This window comes from Methanobrevibacter woesei (assembly GCF_003111605.1).
Taxonomy (GTDB): Archaea; Methanobacteriota; Methanobacteria; order Methanobacteriales; family Methanobacteriaceae; genus Methanocatella; species Methanocatella woesei.
Map to the genome: position 1 here is coordinate 503,488 of NZ_MZGU01000004.1, position 18,306 is coordinate 521,793.

Here is an 18,306-nt window from a genome sequence, read left to right on the forward strand (position 1 = left end):
TATTTTTATAGTAAAGTTTTTATATTATCTTAAACTCATTATTAAATGTTAAATGATTTATTTAACTTTAATTAATTAAAGGTGATATATAATGGCAAATCAACCAATATTCATTTTACCTGAAGGTACTGAAAGATATTCCAAAAGAGATGCCTTAAGGATGAATATTACTGCAGCTAAGATTTTAGAAAATATTGTAAGAACCACCTTAGGTCCAAAAGGAATGGACAAAATGTTAGTAAACTCAATGGGTGATGTTACAGTAACTAATGATGGTGCAACTATTTTAAGAGAAATGGATATTGCACAACCAGCAGCTAGAATGTTAGTTGAAATAGCTAAAAAACAAGAAGATATTGTTGGAGACGGAACCACTTCTGTTGTTGTTATTGCTGGTGAATTATTATCAAAAGCTCAAAAATTATTAGAAGATGGAATTGCAACTTCTGTTGTAATTAGAGGATTCAGAAATGCATGTGCTAAAGCTATTGAAATCTTAAATGATATAGCTATTGATGGAAATGATAGAGATACTTTAAAAAGTGTAGCTATTACTGCTATGTCTGGTAAAGGATCTGACTATGCTAAAGAACAATTAGCTGATTTAGTAGTAGATGCAGCATTAAGAATCGAAGATGAAGGAAAAGTTGATATTGATAGTATTAACATCCAAAGGATTTCAGGAGATGCAGTAGAAGATTCTTTCCTTGCTGAAGGAATTATTATGGATAAAGCTCCTTTATCTAAAGCAATGCCTACTGAAGTTAACGATGCTAAAATTGCACTTCTCAAATATCCTATTGAATTGAAAGAAATCAATACTGACAGTAAAATTGACATTACAAGTCCTGATCAATTTGAAGCTTTCCTTGCTAATGAGGAAGAAATGGTTAAAGATTTAGTAAATACCATTATTGAATCTGGAGCTAATGTTGTATTCTGTCAAAAAGGTATTGATGACATGGCAGAACACTACTTAAACAAAGCAGGAATCATGGCTTATAAAAGAGTTAAAAAATCAGACATGGAAAGAATCCAAAAAGCTACTGGTGCTAAACTCTTAACTGATATTAATGATTTGAATGAGGATGTTTTAGGTTCTGCTGGTAAAATTTATGTTAAAAAAATATTTGATCACAAATTAACCTTCATTGAAGAATGTGACAATCCAAAAGCTACTTCCATTGTATTAAGAGGTAGTACCCGTTATGTAACTGAACAAATCAACAGAGCATTAGATGATGCTTTAGGTGTAGTTGCAGCTACTATTGAAGATGGAAAAGTTCTTGTTGGTGGAGGAGCTTGTGAAATTGAACTCATTAAACAATTAAGAGATTATGGTGACTCTGTAAGTGGAAGAGAACAACTTGCTATTTTAGCATATGCTGAAGCTTTAGAAGTTATTCCAAGAACCTTAATTGAAAATGCAGGTTTAGATTCAATTAATCTTATTGCAGATTTAAAAGCTGCTCACGAAGACTCAAAAGCAATGGGTATTAATGTATTTACTGGAAAAGTTGTGGATATGAAAGAAGCAGGAGTTTTAGAACCTTTAAAAGTTAAAGTTCAAGCTCTTCAATCTTCCGGTGAAGCTGCTGAAATGATTTTACGTATCGATGATATGATTGCAGCTAGAGATGCATTAAATTCAACTGGTCCTGATGAGTCTGGAAATGATAATAGTGGTATGCCTCCAATGCCTGGTGCTGGAGGAATGGGTGGAATGCCACCAATGATGTAATTCATTTGACTATTGTTGTTTCTTTATTCATTAAAAGGTTATTTTATAACCTTTCTTTTTTTATTTTTTAGCTATTTCCTACTTTAAAACTTTTTTGATTAAAAACTTATAATTGATATGTTAACATGTATATGAGTTAACTAAAATAGGTTAGTTTTATCTATTTTCTATTTTCTTTTCAAGATGAATTTTTCATAAAAGAAAAAAATTACATCAAATTTAAAATTTCGCTGTTTTTTGCTTTAATTTAGTAATTATTCATTATTTTCACTCATTTTTTCAATTAGATAAGTTAATGTTTTTATTTATGGTGTAATGATATAAACATTTAATTATATTAAATATAATTATTTTTCACATCTTGGTTAGTGGATGTTATGTAAGTTTTTTAGTTAAATATAATTGGTTAATTTAAAATGTTTTTATTTGTAATATTGCTTTTATAAATATTTTTTTAGATATTTCTATTGTTTTTTAAGCTTTATTTTTAAAAATAACTCTCTTTTATCAATTTATCTCAATAAATAGGTTTATATAAGATATTCAAAATAAATATATGATGTAACAATTTTTTTCTAAAAAAATAGGAGGTTTATTATTTTGAAGATGAGAATGATATTTTTTGCATTGGTTCTTAGTTTGATATTCTTATCTGCAGGATCCATATATGCAAATGATATTGATGGAAATTTTTCAGAGTCTTCTGATGTTGTTCTATATAATATAGATAGTGTCAACTATGAAGTTAGTGAAAGTTCTGATAATTTCTCTTCAATTAATAATGCCGAATACGTTGAATTAGAAGATTCTGTAGCTGATGATTTGGTTACTAAATCTTCGCAATCAGAATCAGCTGATGCTGATGACGGTTTGAGTAATGATGAAATTAATGTGGATAATGCTATTAATGGTGCTGAAAATGTAATATCTGAAGCTCCATTAGAAAATCAAACTAGTAATTCAAATTCAAGTTCCATTGTTAGTGATGATTTAACTAAATATTATCAGAATGGTTCTCAATTTGAAGCTACCTTTTTTGATAAAGAAGGTAATCCATTAGCTAATGCTGAGATTTCTTTTGTTATTAATGGAATTTATTATGACCGTACTACAAATGACCAAGGTTTAGCTATTATTTCTATTAATCTTGGACCGGGTAGTTATGAAATAATTTCAATTAACAATGTAACTGGTGAAAAAGTAATTAACTCTATCCTTGTATTATCTACTATTGTTGATAATGAGAATATTGTTATGTATTATAAGAATGGTACTAAGTATACTGCTACTGTTTTGGATGGTAATGGTAATCCTTTAGCTGGTGTTGATGTTACTTTTAATATTAATGGTGTTATGTATACTCGTGTTACTAATGAGTATGGTGTAGCTTCTCTTAATATTAATCTTGATCCTAATACCTATATTATTACTGTTATTGGTCCTGATGGTCTTATGAGATCTAATAATGTTACTGTGTTACCTACTATTGTTGATAATGAGAATATTGTTATGTATTATAAGAATGGTACTAAGTATACTGCTACTGTTTTGGATGGTAATGGTAATCCTTTAGCTGGTGTTGATGTTACTTTTAATATTAATGGTGTTATGTATACTCGTGTTACTAATGAGTATGGTGTAGCTTCTCTTAATATTAATCTTGATCCTAATACCTATATTATTACTGTTATTGGTCCTGATGGTCTTATGAGATCTAATAATGTTACTGTGTTACCTACTATTATTAATAATAATGATGTTGTAAAAGGATACCAAGATACTAATGATTATCATGCTACTGTTTTGGATGGTAATGGTAATCCTTTAGCTGGTGTTGATGTTACTTTTAATGTTAATGGTGTTATGTATACTCGTGTTAGTGATGATAATGGTGTAGCTTCTCTTAATATTAATCTTATTCCAGGTAAGTATATTATTACTGTTATTGGTCCTGATGGTCTTATGAGATCTAATACTATTACTATATTAAATAATTTAGGTACATATATTGAAGTAGATGATGTTACTGTTGTTGGTTCTCAAAAAGGTACATTAACTGGTACTTTATATAATGAGTTAGGAAATACAGTTCGTAATTATGATGTCATTTTAACTGTTAATGGTCAATCTTATACTCTTAAAACTGATGCTAATGGTAAAATATATTGGAATATTAATTTACCTGTAGGTGAATATACTGCAACTTTGTCAGTCGCTGGATCTAGTGTATATAAAGCATGTACAAACACTTCTTTAATTAATATCATTTCAGGTTTACCAATTAATGTTACTCCTGGTGATAATGTTGTAAACATCCACAAAAATGAATCATTTGATGTATATGTAACTGATGAAAATAACAATCCTTTAAAAGGTATAACTGTTCATTTTGTTGTTAATGGTGTTGACTATTATATTACCTCTAATGAAAAAGGTATTGCAAGTCTTGATTTACCTGAAGGACTTTACCAAATTAGTTATAGTATAGAACATGAAGGATATCAAAATGCTTCTGGTTCTAGTTATGTATCTTTTGTTACCACTGAAGAAACAACCATTACTATGGATAATATGACTGTTTCTGACGGTACTAATATTAAATATTCTGCTACTTTAACTGCTGGTGATGTTCCTATTGTTGGTAAAGAAGTAATATTCAAAATAAATGGTAAGTCTTATAAAGCTATCACTAATGAAAAAGGTATTGCAACTGTAATATTTAATTTAACTAGCGGTACATTTGATATTTCATGTACCTTTGCTGGTTCTAATAAATTGAATTCAGCTAGTGCTACTGCTAAAATCGAATTTAAGGAAATAATTGAAACTATTATTACAGATTCTGGAAAATTTGAATTTGTCCAAGGATCAGGATCTTCATTTGAAGTCATTTTAACTGATGCTAATGGTAATCCTATTGCTAATCAAAAAGTTATTATTACCATAAATGGAATTGATTATGAAAGAATCACTAATGAAAAAGGTATTGTAAGGATTACTATTGATTTAGGTGAAGGAGTTTTCAATGTAAGTTACAGATTTGAAGGTAATGGCGATTATGCAGCTTCAAATGGCTCTGCTACTATTGAAGTAGTATCTAAAATTAATGGTAATGGATATTGGGTTCAAGCAAAAGACATGTTTAAAGTTGATTTAGCTGCTTTAGCTAGTCAAGGAGTTGGAAATATCTTCCTAAATTACTATGCCTTTTCATTATATACTGAAGCTAGTATCTTAGACTGGATTCAACAAGCTAATGATTTACATATTAAAGTTCATATTTGGATGCAAGTATTCTATGATAGTGGTTGGATTTTACCTGTGTTAGATGATGGAACACCTGATTACGAACACTTTAATAAAAAAATTGAAGAAGCTTTATACTATGCTTCATTACCAGGTGTTGCAGGTATCCACTTTGATTACTTAAGAGTACCAGGTACCGCTTATAAACATGAAGGTTCTTTAGAAGCTATCAATGAATTTGTTACTATGGTTACTACTGCAATTAGAGAAGTTAACCCTAATTTAATATTATCTGCTGCTTTAATGCCAGAAAAACAAATTGACTATTATTATGGTCAAGACCTTGCCCATATTTCAAAATATATGGATGTAATCATTCCAATGATTTACAAAGGTAATTATAATTCTGGATCCTCTTGGATTTCTTCTATGACCAAATGGTTTGTAGAGAATTCTCAAGGTGCAGAAGTTTGGGTAGGTTTACAAGGTTATGAATCTGATTATGATGTTACTAATCTTCCTTTAGATGAAATAACCAATGATGCTCAAATTGCAATTTCTGCAGGTGCAAGTGGTGTTTTAATATTTAGATGGGGTGCTACTAATTTAGTAGACTTTGATAGTTTAGATTACAATCAATCTGGAGATATTCCTTCAGGTAATGCAACTGTTACATTAGATGATATTAAAAAAGCTGCTACTAACTTGAAAAACTATATTGAAGAACATGGTGTAATGCCAAATTATGTTACTGTTGGAGATGTCAGATTCTCAGTACCTCAATTCTTATACCTTATGGCTCAAGCTATAATCAATATTAATTCAGGTAATTCATCAGATATTGTTTCAATTGATGTATCAGCTCCAGATGCTAATACTGGAGATGATTTCCATGGTAGGATATACATTAATGAATTCTTAACTATGGCTCAATCTATTGTTGACAGTATGATGGCAAATAATAAAGCACCAAGTTCTGTAAGTAGTTCTTTAGGGGATGTAAAATATGAAACATTAACTTACATGTTCTCTAAAATTGTAAGTTATGCAAACCTTAACAATAACCAATTGCCTCAAATGGTATATATCTCTAATTTATTAGATTATTACAACTTAACTGTAACAATGTTGCCAAGTGTTACAACATCTGATTATAAGTATATTAAATATGTAACTACTTGGTTAAACTACTGTCCAAATTGTGGTTATTATGGTTCATTGTTAATCAATCCAAAAGGAACTTACGAAGGGGAATTAACCTGTGACTACTGTGGCTGTGATTTCTGTGGTGTTACAGGTAAAGAAAAAATATCTGGTTCATCTGTATATTTAACTAGATTAAGTCCAAGTATTCCTGCTTCTGAGGTTTCTTCTGATAAGGTTACTGTTGAAGATGTTATAAATGCTGCTGTTACTGTAAAAGAGTATTTAGAAGCAAATGGTGTATTGCCGGATACTGTATCTATTAATGGAAAAGAATACACTATTCATCAATTCTTATATTTAGCTTCTACTGCTATTGGTATGGTACACAGCGGTAACTTTGGTGAAATTACTGTTGTTGATATCGATAAAGCTCCAAATCCATCTGGTGATAATATAAGTGCTAAATTAGAATTAAATGATTACTTAGATCTTGCATCTAGAGTAGCTTCATTTATTTTAGAAAATGGTTATGCTCCTAATTATGCTTCATCATCTTTAGGTAAAATATCTTATGATGATTTAGTTGATATGTTTGCAAGAATCTTAGCATTCTACTCTAATAATGGTTATTTACCAAATTATGTATCACTAGGAGATTTCAATGAGTCTGATATAGGTGCTGCTGGTGATAATGTAACTGTTGATGATGTAATCGATGCATCTGTTTATGTTAAAGGTTATCTTGAAGCTCACGGTGCATTACCTGAGTATGTAACTATTAACGGAAAAGAGTACTCAATTTATCAATTCTTATATTTAGCTTCTGTAGCTATTGATATGATAAATAAAGGTGACTTTGGTGTAATTACAGTTATCAATGTTGATAAAGCTCCAAGTCCTGAAGGTGCTTTCGTTAATTCTAAATTAAATTTAACTGAATACTTAGATCTTGCATCTAGAGTAACTTCATTTATTTTAGAATATGGTTATGCTCCTAATTATGCTTCATCATCTATTGGTAAAATATCATTTGATGAATTAACTGATGCTTTTGCAAGGATTTTAGCATTCTACTTAGAAAATGATTATTTACCTAATACTGTTTCAATATCACAATCTGGAGGTTCTTCCTCATCAACCATTGCAGAATTGGCTCAAAAATTAACTGTTGGATTAACCAGTACTTGGGATAAAGCTAATGCACTATTTACATGGGTAAGAGATAATATTGCTTATGAAACTTACTATAATACTATAAAAGGTGCAGAAGGAGCTTTAGCTTCTGGTTCAGGTAACTGTTGTGACCAAGCATGGTTATTAGTTGAACTTGCTAGATCTGTTGGTTTAACTATTAGATTTGTTCATGGTGACTGTTACTTCACATCTAGTGGTAATGTATGGGGTCATGTATGGACTCAAATCCAAATCGATGGAAAATGGGTTATTGCTGATACAACAAGTAGTAGAAACTCTTTAGGTGTAGTTAAGAATTGGGATACTAGTTCTTATTATCATAAAGGAACCTACGATATTTTACCATTCTAGAGGATTTCTATCCTCTCTTTTTTATTTTTTTAGGTAAACCAAAACTTTTTATACTCATAAGTTCAATATATTAACTGTTTTTTACTTGGGTGAACTTTATGGGAAATAATATTAGTGAAAATATTGAAGAATATTTAGAAGTTCTTTACCGTAATGGAAGTAATAAAGAACAAGTTTCTACAACTCAATTATCTAGGGATTTAGGCATTGCTCCAGGTAGTGTAACTCAAATGCTTAAAAAATTAGAAAAATTAGAATATATTGATTATATTCCGTATAAAGGAGCTTCCCTAACAGATAGTGGTATGGCAATAGCTCAAAAAATCACAAGAAAACACAGAATTTTAGAAAAATTCTTACATGATGTCTTAAAAATCAAATATGAAAACATTCATGAACAAGCTTGTGAAATGGAACATACATTATCTGATGAAGCAGAAAGGGCATTATGTCTTATGCTCAAACATCCTGATTTATGTCCTGATGATCATCTAATTCCTGCATGTAACTTTAATTTTAAAAGCTGTTTAGACTGCTTTAATGAACAAGACTTTGATAATGTATTAAAAAGGGATAACAATTTATTAGCTTTGTCTGAATTACATGGTGATGCAGAAGGAGTGGTATGTTTCATTAGAGGAAATTCCAATATTTTAGATGCTGTTGATGAGTTAGGTATAACCATTGGAAGCATAATCAGGTACAAATCTAATGAAGAGGAACATGAAACCTATGTATTTTCTGTTTTAGACAGAGAAGTTGATATTCCTCAAAATTTAGCAAATAATATTTTTGTTAAACTTTAATTCTTTTTTTACTATAATTTTATATAGCATTGAAACATAATTTTATTATTAATAATTACTTTCTTTTGGTGTTTTAATGCGTGGAAATTTATCTAATGATATTGTATCAGTTAAAATTGAAGAAGGCAGTAAAAAACCTATTGCCTTAAATGAAAAAAGTTTTTTTGGTAAAATTGAAGCTGATACATTGAATCTTTCTGTTATTGAAGCATGTTATCTGTTAGAAAAAGGCCGTCTTGATGTTTTTGAAAATGATGAGAAATGTAGTGTTGATTATCTCATTGAAATTTTAAGAAATCAAGGTCTTTATGGAAATTACATTGTATATCGTGATTTAAAGGATAGGGGATATATTATTAAAACTGGATTTAAGTATGGTTCAGATTTCCGTCTTTATGATAGGGGTAGAAGCCCGGGTAAAGGTCATTCTGATTATTTAGTGAAAGTTGTCTTTGAAAATTATGATATTAATGTTTTAGATTTTGCAAGTTATATTCGTGTTGCACATGGTGTTAATAAGAATCTTCTTCTAGCTATTGTTGATGATGATTTTGATATCACCTATTACAATGTGGAATGGACTAGACCTTAACTAATTTCTATTGATTTAAATCAAAAGAACGATTAATATTTTAATATTTGTGTTAATTTAATTTTATATTTTAAAAAGAATTTTTAATTTAATTAATTATATTGGAGTAAAGTGAGTTATATGATTGATCCATGGGCATCAACTAGTGTTGATTATGATAAATTAATAAATCAGTTTGGTATTTCAAAATTTTCAGATATAATTTCAGATATTAAAAATCCTCAAAGATTGATGGATAGAGGCGTAATATTTGGACATAGGGAATTTAATGAAATTATTAAATTAATGAATGATAATAAAGAATTTGCTGTTGTTACTGGTATGATGCCAAGTGGACAGATGCATATTGGTCATAAGATGGTAGTTGATCAGCTTATTTGGTATCAAAAGCAGGGTGCAATGCTTTCTCTTCCAATAGCTGATATGGAATCCTATGCAGCAAGGTCAATGAGTTATGAAAAAGCACGTGATATAGCTGTTAATGAATATTTGACTAATTATATTGCATTAGGCCTTGATTTAACTAAAGATAATGTAAATGTATATTTGCAGTCTGATAATGAGGCTCTTCATAATTTAGGATTTAAGGCTTCAAAGAGAACTAATTTTAATGAGCTTAAAGCTATTTATGGATTTACACAATCAACAAACATGGCTCATATGCAAGCTCCTTTAATGCAGGTTGCCGATATTTTACTTCCTCAATTAGAAGAATTTGGAGGTCCTAAAAAGGTTGTAGTTCCAGTTGGAGTTGACCAGGATCCTCATATTAGATTAACTAGGGATATTGCCCATAAGTTATCTGAGGAATTAGGATTTTTATCTCCTGCTTCAACTTATCATAGATTCTTAACTGGATTAAGTGGAGATAAGATGTCCAGCAGTAAACCTTCAACAGCTATCTACCTTAATGAAGATTCTGATGTTGCAGCTAAAAAAGTTAAAACTGCTAAAACTGGTGGTAGGGAAAGCTTAAAAGAGCAACAAGAATTAGGTGGAGAAGTTGATAAATGTGTTGTTTATGAGATGTTTGTTTATCATTTAATTGATGATGACAGTGAACTTGCAAAAATCAGACAGGAATGTCTAGATGGTAGTCTCCGTTGTGGGGACTGTAAAGCTCATGCTGCTCAATTGATGAAAGAGATGTTTGATGATTTGGCAGATAAAAAAGATGAAGCTCGTGAAATAGCTAAAACTTTAGTTTAAGTCATGATATAAATGTTTGATATTAAAAATGAAATTAAATCTACATTTGCAGATAATAAATTCTTAATTTTATTTTCTGCAACTGCGTTTATTATTTCTTTAATATTGGGATATGTTTATCAGGCCAGTTTACATGAAACCTTTGCACCAGTAGTTCAGGAGATTTCCAATAATTTAGAGCAGGGTGTTATTACATTTTCCTTTAAGGATATTTTCATTAACAATATTGTAATTGTTTTTGAAGTGTTTATTTTAGGAATCATCTTTTGCTTTTCAATTGTTATTTTGCTTTTCAATGGTTTCTTTTTAGGATACTTTATTGGAGCTCAGGATAATCTCTTTTATTCATTGATGCTTATTATTCCACATGGAATTTTTGAACTGCCTTCTTTGATATTGGCTACTTCAGCAGGTTTTGTATTGTTTAAATTTATTTATAAGTCAGTTAAATATTATAATAATGATTCTGAAGGTTCTTTTAAAAATAAAATGGAAAATGCAGTTGATATTAAATTCAAATATTTTAAACAGGCACTTGTATTATTGGTAGTTTCAGCTATTTTAATGATGATTGCTGCTTTTATTGAGGTTTATGTTACTCTGGATTTTGCCTATTGGATTTTTTCAATTTTTGGCATTTAAGTATAATTTTTATATAATTTAATAATTAAAAATAGTAAATAGTGTGATTTTATGATTAGATGTGTTTCTTGTGGTGAAGAATATAATAATGATGATGTAATTTACACTTGTGAAAAATGTGGTTCTGTTTTGGAACTTGTTCCTGAAAGTGTAGATGTTGATAAAAGTATTTTTGATGGAAGAAAAGACACTTTATGGAAATATAAAGAATTTATTCCTGTAGATGAAAGTAAAATTGTTACTCTTGAAGAAGGAGGAACTCCATTTTGTAAATGTGATAAATTAGGAGAAGAATTGGGAGTAAACCTTTATGTTAAAGTAGAGGGATCAAATCCTACAGGAAGTTTCAAAGATCGTGGAATGACTGTAGGTATGACTAAAGCAATGGAACTTGGTGTAAGTACTGTTGGTTGTGCTTCTACTGGTAACACTTCTGCTTCACTAGCTGCATATGCTGCTCGTGCTGGATTAAGATGTATTGTATTTTTACCTTCTGGTAAAGTGGCTTTAGGTAAATTAGCTCAAGCAATGTTCCATGGTGCAGAAGTTATTTCAATTAATGGTAATTTTGATGAAGCTCTTGAAGCTATGACTGCACTTGCTTTAGAAAAACATCTCTATTTATTAAATTCAATTAATCCATTTAGATTAGAAGGACAAAAAACAATTGGATATGAAATATTACATTCATTAGGCTGGCAATCACCAGATAGGATTATTTTACCTGTTGGAAATGCAGGTAATATTTCAGCTATTTGGAAAGGTGTAAGTGAATTCTATGATGCAGGTTTTGTTGATTCTAAACCTATGATGACTGGTATTCAAGCAGAAGGTGCATGCCCTATTACTAATGCATTTAAAAAACATTCCAAAGAAATAGTGCCAGTTGAAAATCCAGAAACAATAGCTACTGCAATTCGTATTGGAGCTCCTGTTAGTTATACTAAAGCATTAAATGCTATCTATGATTCCAATGGATACTCTGAAACTGTTAGTGATGAGGAGATTTTATCTGCTCAAAAATTACTTGCTAGAAAAGAAGGTATTGGTGTTGAACCAGCTTCTGCAGCTTCAATTGCAGGTCTTAAAAAATTAGTTGAAATGGGTGAAATTGATAAAGGTGAAACTGTAACTTGTGTTGTTACTGGTCACTTATTAAAAGATCCTAACACAGCTATTGATGCATGTACCAAACCAGTTGAAGTAGATGCTAATTTAGACGATTTAAAAAAGTTATTATTAAATAAATAACTTTTAAATCCATTTTTTTTATCAATTTTTTTAGAAGTCTCCTTTTTTTCCATACTAAATTTTTATAACTTATAATTTAGAATTTTTTTATCATTTTTTTATTTTTTCTATTATAATAATTGTCGTTGATGTATGAAAAAAATCGTTTACTAACCGATGCACCATCGAAAAATTAAGCGATATTGACCAATATATTTATATATAATAAAAAATACACTATGTATTACAAAAAACGAGGTGTTAATTATGGAATTACCAATCGCTCCTGTAGGAAGAATATTAAAAAACGCTGGTGCTGGTAGAGTAAGTGATGACGCTAAACTCGCATTAGCAGAAGCAATCGAAGAATGTGGAAACGAAATTGCTGCAAAAGCAGTTGGATTTGCACGTCACGCTGGAAGAAAAACCGTAAAAGCAGAAGATATTAAATTAGCAACTAAAACTTGCTAAATTTATTTTTTCTCTTTTATTGTTTTTAATTAAAAGTAAAACTTTTTTAGTTTTACTTCTTTCAACTTATTTTTCTATTATTTTATCTTATTTTCTTGTTTTAAACATAACATTTATAAACTATTAAAACCTATTTAATATTGTCTAGTTCTCTAGAATTATTTCATTAATTACTAAATTTTTATTTTTAGCTTTGCTAAAAATTACATAAAAATTCAGAAGTATTTGTATTGAAAGTTTAACCCTCTTGTTTTTATTTATTAGGGTTATATTTAGTGATATATGATTATATTCAAGAATTAGTATTATTCAATAGATTAATTGAATAATTGTGTAATTTCTGTAGTTAAAAAAATTAACTATTTATAATTACAAAATATTACAGTTCAAAAAAAATTTAATCGAATTGTAGTATCGCCGATGGATGGCACAGCCAGATGAAAAAGGAGGTAACTAATATGGCAAAAGCAATTTATGTAAAATTTGATACACCTGAAGAATTAGCTAACCAAGCAGAAGAAGCTTTAGAAACCGCAAAAGAAACCGGTAAAGTAGCAAAAGGAACTAACGAAGTAACTAAATTCATCGAAAGAGGAGATGCAGAACTTGTAGTTATTGCAGAAGATGTTGATCCTGCTGAAATCGTTGCTCACATTCCTGTTCTTGCAGATGAAAAAGAAATTCCATACATCTACTTACCTACTAAAGAACAAGTTGGTGGAGCTGCAGGTTTAACTGTTGGTACTGCATCCGCTTGTATTGTAGACGCTGGAGATGCTGCTGACGCAGTTGCTGAAATCGTTGAAAAAGTCGCTGAACTCAAAGAATAGATGTCCTGTGACATTTGTTTAATTGAAGGTGATTAAAGATGGAAGAAGGTACTCCAGCAGAAGTCATTGAAGTTTTAAAAAGAACTGGTATGACTGGGGAAGTAATGCAAATTAAATGCAGAATCCTCGATGGAAGAGATAAGGGAAGAATTTTAACAAGAAACATTATGGGTCCTGTAAGAGAAGGCGACATTTTAATGTTACTTGATACTATTAGAGAAGCTAAGGAAATTAAAACTCCTTAATCCTTATAAGAAGGTGTAAGAACATGAGAACTTGTTCATTCTGTAATAAAGAAATCGAAGAAGGAACTGGAAAAATGTATGTTAAAAGAGACGGTTCTATTTATTTCTTTTGTAGCAGTAAATGTGAAAAAAACATGATAAAACTTGGTAGAGTTCCAAGAAAAGTTAAATGGGTTAAAGAATGATTCAAAAAAGTTTTGTAATGATGAAACCAGACGCTGTAGCAAGACGTCTTATGGGTAAAATTTTATCCCGTTTTGAAGAAAAAGGTCTTCAAATTATAGGTGTAAAATTAATGCAAATCGACGAAGAGTTAGCAAAAACTCATTATGGAGAACATGCAGATAAACCATTTTTTGATGATTTAGTCAAATATATTACTTCATCACCATCTTTAGCTATGGTAATCAAAGGAGAAGATGCTATTTCAACAATTAGAAAAATGGTCGGAGCAACCAATCCTTTAGAAGCAGATCTCGGTACTATCAGAGGAGATTATGCTATGGATACTGGAAGAAATATTATTCACGCTTCCGATTCTCCAGAATCTGCTGAAAGGGAAATTAGTCTTTTCTTTGATGAAGATGAAATTTGTGAATACTCAATCGTAGATAATGTTTGGATTTATGAATAAATTATTCATTTAAAATTTTATTATTAAGAGATAACATGAAAATCAGGTCACCAATTGTATCAGTATTAGGTCATGTAGACCATGGAAAAACTACATTGTTAGATTATATTAGAGGAAGTACTATAGCTGATAAAGAAGCAGGAGGTATTACTCAACATATTGGAGCTACTGAAATACCTAATGATACTATTGAAGATATCTGCGGTAATTTTATTTCAAAACTAGCTATCAAAGATTTAATTCCTGGTTTGTTCTTTATTGATACTCCAGGGCATGCAGCATTTACAAGCTTAAGAAAACGTGGTGGAGCATTAGCTGATTTGGCCGTATTAATTGTTGATATTAATGATGGCTTTAAACCACAAACTTTTGAAGCTTTAAATATCCTTAAAATGTATAAAACACCTTTTATTGTTGTTGCAAATAAAATTGACATGATATTTGGTTGGGAATCTCATGAAAATGCTTCTTTCAAAGAATCATTTAACCAACAAGCTCAAAGTGTTAAACAAGAGTTAGAAAATAAAGTCTATGAAATTGTTGGAACATTATATAAAGAAGGATTCCAGTCTGAAAGATTTGATAGGGTAAGTGATTTTGCTTCTCAGATTTCCATTATTCCAATTAGTGCAAAATCTGGGGAAGGAATCATTGAAGTATTAGCAATGCTTTTAGGACTTGCTCAAGAATACTTAACTGAACAACTTGAAATCCATGAAGATGCACCGGCTAAAGGTACTGTTTTAGAAATTAAGGAAGAAACTGGTCTTGGAATGACAATTGATGCTATTATTTATGATGGTGTTTTAAGAACTAATGATGAACTAGCTTTAATGTCATCTTCAAATGAAGTATTAACCACTAATATCAGATCTATATTAAGACCACTTCCACTTGAAGAAATGAGAGATTCTAAGAAAAAATTCAAGAAAGTTGATGAAGTAGTTGCAGCAGCAGGTATTAAAATAGCTGCACCTAACTTAGATGATGTTGTTTCTGGTTCTCCACTTCGTGTTGTTAACGAAGAAGAGGATGTTAAAGAAGAAATCTTAAAAGAGATTGAAGATATTACTATTGATACTGAAGATGAAGGTATTCTTGTTAAAGCAGATACTCTTGGTTCTCTTGAAGCTATTGTAAAATTACTTAAAGAATTAAATATTCCAATTAGATCAGCAGATATAGGTGATGTAAATCGTAGAGATATAATTAATTCATCTATTGCTCTTGAAGAAGATGATGCTCATGGTGCTATTATTGCATTTAATGTAGGCGTACATCCAAACTCTCTTGAAGATTTAAATAAATCAGATGTTCGCTTATTTGAAGGAGATGTAATCTATCAAATTATTGAAGAGTATGAAGAATGGATTAAGCAAAAAGAAGAAGCTAAGAAAAAAGCTTTCTACGATGCTATTGTCAAACCTGCAAAATTCATGGTTCTCCCAAAATTGATTTTCCGTCAAAGTAAACCAGCTATTGTTGGTATTGAATCTTTAAGCGGTACTTTAAAACAAGGACAAAAGCTTGTTAATAAAAATGGTGAAATTGTAGGTTCCATAGCTAGTATGGAAGATAAAGGTGAAACTTTACCTGATATTACTAGAGGTCAAAGAGTAGCTATGGCAATTAAAGATGCTATTGTTGGAAAACACTTTGATGAGGGAGACGAATTATTTGTTGATGTTCCTGAAAAACATTATAAATTCATTGAAAGAGAATTTAAGGATAAATTAACTGAAGATGAATTTGAAACATTATATGAATTTTTAGAAATTAAACGTAAACAAGAACCTGACTGGGGACGTTTTGGTCTTTTTGAATAATAAAATTTTATACTTAAATAAATTAAAAGGAGGAATACCATGGCATTTAAAGTAGTTGTTTCTGATAAAGCTATTAGTCATCAAATTGAAGTTGAAGATGGTAAAGAACTTAATGGTTTAGTCATCGGTGATGAATTTGATGGTTCTATTGTAGGTTTAGATGGTTACACTTTAAAAATCACTGGTGGTAGTGACAAAAATGGTTTTACCATGAAAAAAGATGTTTCTGGCACTAGAAGAATCAAAAGTTTATTAAGTGGTGGTGTAGGATACAAACCTATTGGAAAAGGTGTAAAAAGGAGAAAAACTGTTAGAGGAAACACCATTGCTGAAGATATTGTACAAATCAACACTGTTGTTGTCTCAGCTGGAAGTAAACCAATAGCTGAAATCTTAGGTGCTGATGAAGAAGAGGAAGAATAGTTCTACTATTTTTCTCATTTTATTTTTATTGTTGAATGTAGGTATTAATTAAAAAGGTGGTTATCTGTGAATGTACAGTCAGATGTTAATATAGGTTTAGTAGGTCATGTAGATCATGGTAAAACTACTCTTACTAAAGCATTATCCGGAGTTTGGACTGATACTCACAGTGAAGAAACAAAAAGAGGTATTTCAATACGTTTAGGTTATGCGGATATTGAATTTAGAAAATGTCCTAACTGTGATGAACCTGAATGTTACACTACTTCTAAAACTTGTGAAAACTGTGGGAGTGAAACTGAATTAGTTAGGAAAGTATCTTTTGTTGATGCTCCAGGTCACGAAACTCTTATGGCTACTATGTTATCTGGTGCTGCAATAATGGATGGTGCAGTTTTAGTAATAGCTGCCAATGAAGAGTGTCCACAGCCACAAACTAAAGAACATTTAATGGCACTTGATGTTATTGGTGTTAAAGATGTTATTGTAGTTCAAAATAAAATTGATATTGTTTCTCATGAAAGAGCTATTGAAAGTTATGAGGAAATTAAGGACTTTGTTAAAGGTACTTGTGCAGAAGATGCACCAATCATTCCTGTTTCAGCTCAACAAGGTGCAAATATCGATATTTTAATTGAAGCTATGCTTAAAAAAATTAAAGCTCCTGAAAGAAGCTTTGAAAAAAGTGCTTTAATGCATGTTGCTAGATCTTTTGATATTAACAAACCAGGTTCTGGTGCTGACAAAATTAAAGGTGGGGTTATTGGAGGAACCTTAGTTCAAGGTACTCTTAAAATTGGTGATTCCATTGAAATAAGACCTGGAATTAGTAATAATAATGAATGGATTAATTTAACTTCTGAAATCATTGGCCTTGAAGCTAATGGTGAAGATGTTGATGAAGTTGGTCCTGGTGGTCTTATTGGTGTTGCAACAAAGTTAGATCCTTCTTTAACTAAAGCTGATTCATTATCTGGTTCTGTTGCTGGTGAAGTTGGTACTTTACCTGATGTATTATTCGAATTGGAAATGGAAGATCATCTACTTGATAGAGTAGTTGGTACTAAAGAAGAGCGTGATGTAGCTCCTATAAAACTTAAAGAACCTTTAATGATTAATTGTGGTACTACAACTACTATTGGTGTTGTAACAGCTACTAAAAAGAATACTGTTAAAGTTAATTTAAAATTACCTGTATGTGCAAGTCCAGGTGATAGGATAGCTTTAAGCCGTAGAGTTGGTGCTCGTTGGAGATTAATTGGATATGGAATTATTGTATAATTTTTGAGGGGAATAATGGGTTCTAAAGAAGTTGTAATTGATACCAATTTTTTTATGGTTCCTTTTCAGTTCAATGTTGATGTAATCGACGAACTTGAAAAATTATTACCTTCTTATAAATTAACTACTCCACAATTTGTTATTAATGAATTAAAAGGTTTAAAACATAACAAAAACAATACAATAAGACTAAATGCAAGTTTAGCTCTTAAATTAGCTAAATCCTCAAATATTGAAATAAAGGATATTTCATTAAATGAAGGAGAAACCGTGGATGATGCGTTACTTAGGGTTTCTGAGGTTTTAGCTACAAATGACATTGATTTAAAAAAACGTGCAAAAAATAAAGGTATTTCAGTAGTTTATCTTAGACAAAAAAAATATATATCTATTGATGGTAAGATATAACTGATGTTTATAAAACTTATTAAGTTATCAG

General features: G+C 30.3%; 16 protein-coding genes. All 16 read left to right on the forward strand.

The annotated features are described in order from the left end of the window. Nucleotides 1-88: 88 nt before the first annotated feature. The 16 genes from thsA (at nt 89) to MBBWO_RS05220 (ending at nt 18,275) form a co-directional block, all read left to right on the forward strand. Nucleotides 89-1,741, forward strand: coding sequence for a thermosome subunit alpha (thsA, locus tag MBBWO_RS05145; RefSeq protein ID WP_116669807.1), 1,653 nt, complete (start codon nt 89-91; stop codon nt 1,739-1,741). A gap of 606 nt (nt 1,742-2,347) precedes the next feature. Further along, on the forward strand, nt 2,348-7,678 hold the full coding sequence (locus MBBWO_RS05150; RefSeq protein ID WP_116669808.1) for a pseudomurein-binding repeat-containing protein: 5,331 nt from the start codon (nt 2,348-2,350) through the stop codon (nt 7,676-7,678). Nucleotides 7,679-7,776: 98 nt separating this feature from the next. Beyond that, nucleotides 7,777-8,484, forward strand: a complete 708-nt coding sequence (locus MBBWO_RS05155) for a metal-dependent transcriptional regulator (RefSeq protein ID WP_116669809.1) — start codon at nt 7,777-7,779, stop codon at nt 8,482-8,484. A gap of 76 nt (nt 8,485-8,560) precedes the next feature. Further along, entirely contained in the window at nt 8,561-9,076 is a 516-nt protein-coding gene (gene endA / locus MBBWO_RS05160) for a tRNA-intron lyase (protein ID WP_116669810.1), read from the forward strand. Nucleotides 9,077-9,196: 120 nt separating this feature from the next. Further along, nucleotides 9,197-10,285 (forward strand): tryptophan--tRNA ligase, encoded by a 1,089-nt coding sequence (locus MBBWO_RS05165; RefSeq protein ID WP_116669811.1) that lies wholly within the window; start codon nt 9,197-9,199, stop codon nt 10,283-10,285. A 12-nt stretch (nt 10,286-10,297) separates the two neighbouring features. Beyond that, nucleotides 10,298-10,927 carry a stage II sporulation protein M gene (locus tag MBBWO_RS05170; protein ID WP_116669812.1) on the forward strand — a complete coding sequence of 210 codons (630 nt, stop codon included), beginning with the start codon at nt 10,298-10,300 and terminating at the stop codon, nt 10,925-10,927. Nucleotides 10,928-10,978: 51 nt separating this feature from the next. After that, a complete protein-coding gene (gene thrC, locus MBBWO_RS05175; protein ID WP_116669813.1) occupies nt 10,979-12,178 on the forward strand; it encodes a threonine synthase in 1,200 nt (399 codons plus the stop codon). Nucleotides 12,179-12,421: 243 nt separating this feature from the next. Further along, entirely contained in the window at nt 12,422-12,628 is a 207-nt protein-coding gene (locus tag MBBWO_RS05180; RefSeq protein ID WP_207771579.1) for a histone family protein, read from the forward strand. A gap of 458 nt (nt 12,629-13,086) precedes the next feature. Beyond that, nucleotides 13,087-13,458 carry a 50S ribosomal protein L7Ae gene (gene rpl7ae, locus MBBWO_RS05185; protein ID WP_116669815.1) on the forward strand — a complete coding sequence of 124 codons (372 nt, stop codon included), beginning with the start codon at nt 13,087-13,089 and terminating at the stop codon, nt 13,456-13,458. A gap of 38 nt (nt 13,459-13,496) precedes the next feature. Continuing rightward, entirely contained in the window at nt 13,497-13,703 is a 207-nt protein-coding gene (locus tag MBBWO_RS05190) for a 30S ribosomal protein S28e (protein ID WP_116669816.1), read from the forward strand. Nucleotides 13,704-13,726: 23 nt separating this feature from the next. Continuing rightward, entirely contained in the window at nt 13,727-13,888 is a 162-nt protein-coding gene (locus tag MBBWO_RS05195) for a 50S ribosomal protein L24e (protein ID WP_116669817.1), read from the forward strand. Next, nucleotides 13,885-14,337, forward strand: coding sequence for a nucleoside-diphosphate kinase (gene ndk, locus MBBWO_RS05200; protein WP_116669818.1), 453 nt, complete (start codon nt 13,885-13,887; stop codon nt 14,335-14,337). Before MBBWO_RS05195 ends, ndk begins: the two co-directional genes overlap by 4 nt. A 35-nt stretch (nt 14,338-14,372) precedes the next feature. Further along, a complete protein-coding gene (infB, locus tag MBBWO_RS05205; protein ID WP_116669819.1) occupies nt 14,373-16,163 on the forward strand; it encodes a translation initiation factor IF-2 in 1,791 nt (596 codons plus the stop codon). Between the two features lie 39 nt (nt 16,164-16,202). Beyond that, nucleotides 16,203-16,586 (forward strand): 30S ribosomal protein S6e, encoded by a 384-nt coding sequence (locus MBBWO_RS05210; RefSeq protein WP_116669820.1) that lies wholly within the window; start codon nt 16,203-16,205, stop codon nt 16,584-16,586. Nucleotides 16,587-16,652: 66 nt separating this feature from the next. Continuing rightward, a complete protein-coding gene (locus MBBWO_RS05215; protein WP_116669821.1) occupies nt 16,653-17,867 on the forward strand; it encodes a translation initiation factor IF-2 subunit gamma in 1,215 nt (404 codons plus the stop codon). A gap of 15 nt (nt 17,868-17,882) precedes the next feature. Next, a complete protein-coding gene (locus tag MBBWO_RS05220) occupies nt 17,883-18,275 on the forward strand; it encodes a type II toxin-antitoxin system VapC family toxin (protein ID WP_116669822.1) in 393 nt (130 codons plus the stop codon). Nucleotides 18,276-18,306: the final 31 nt, after the last annotated feature.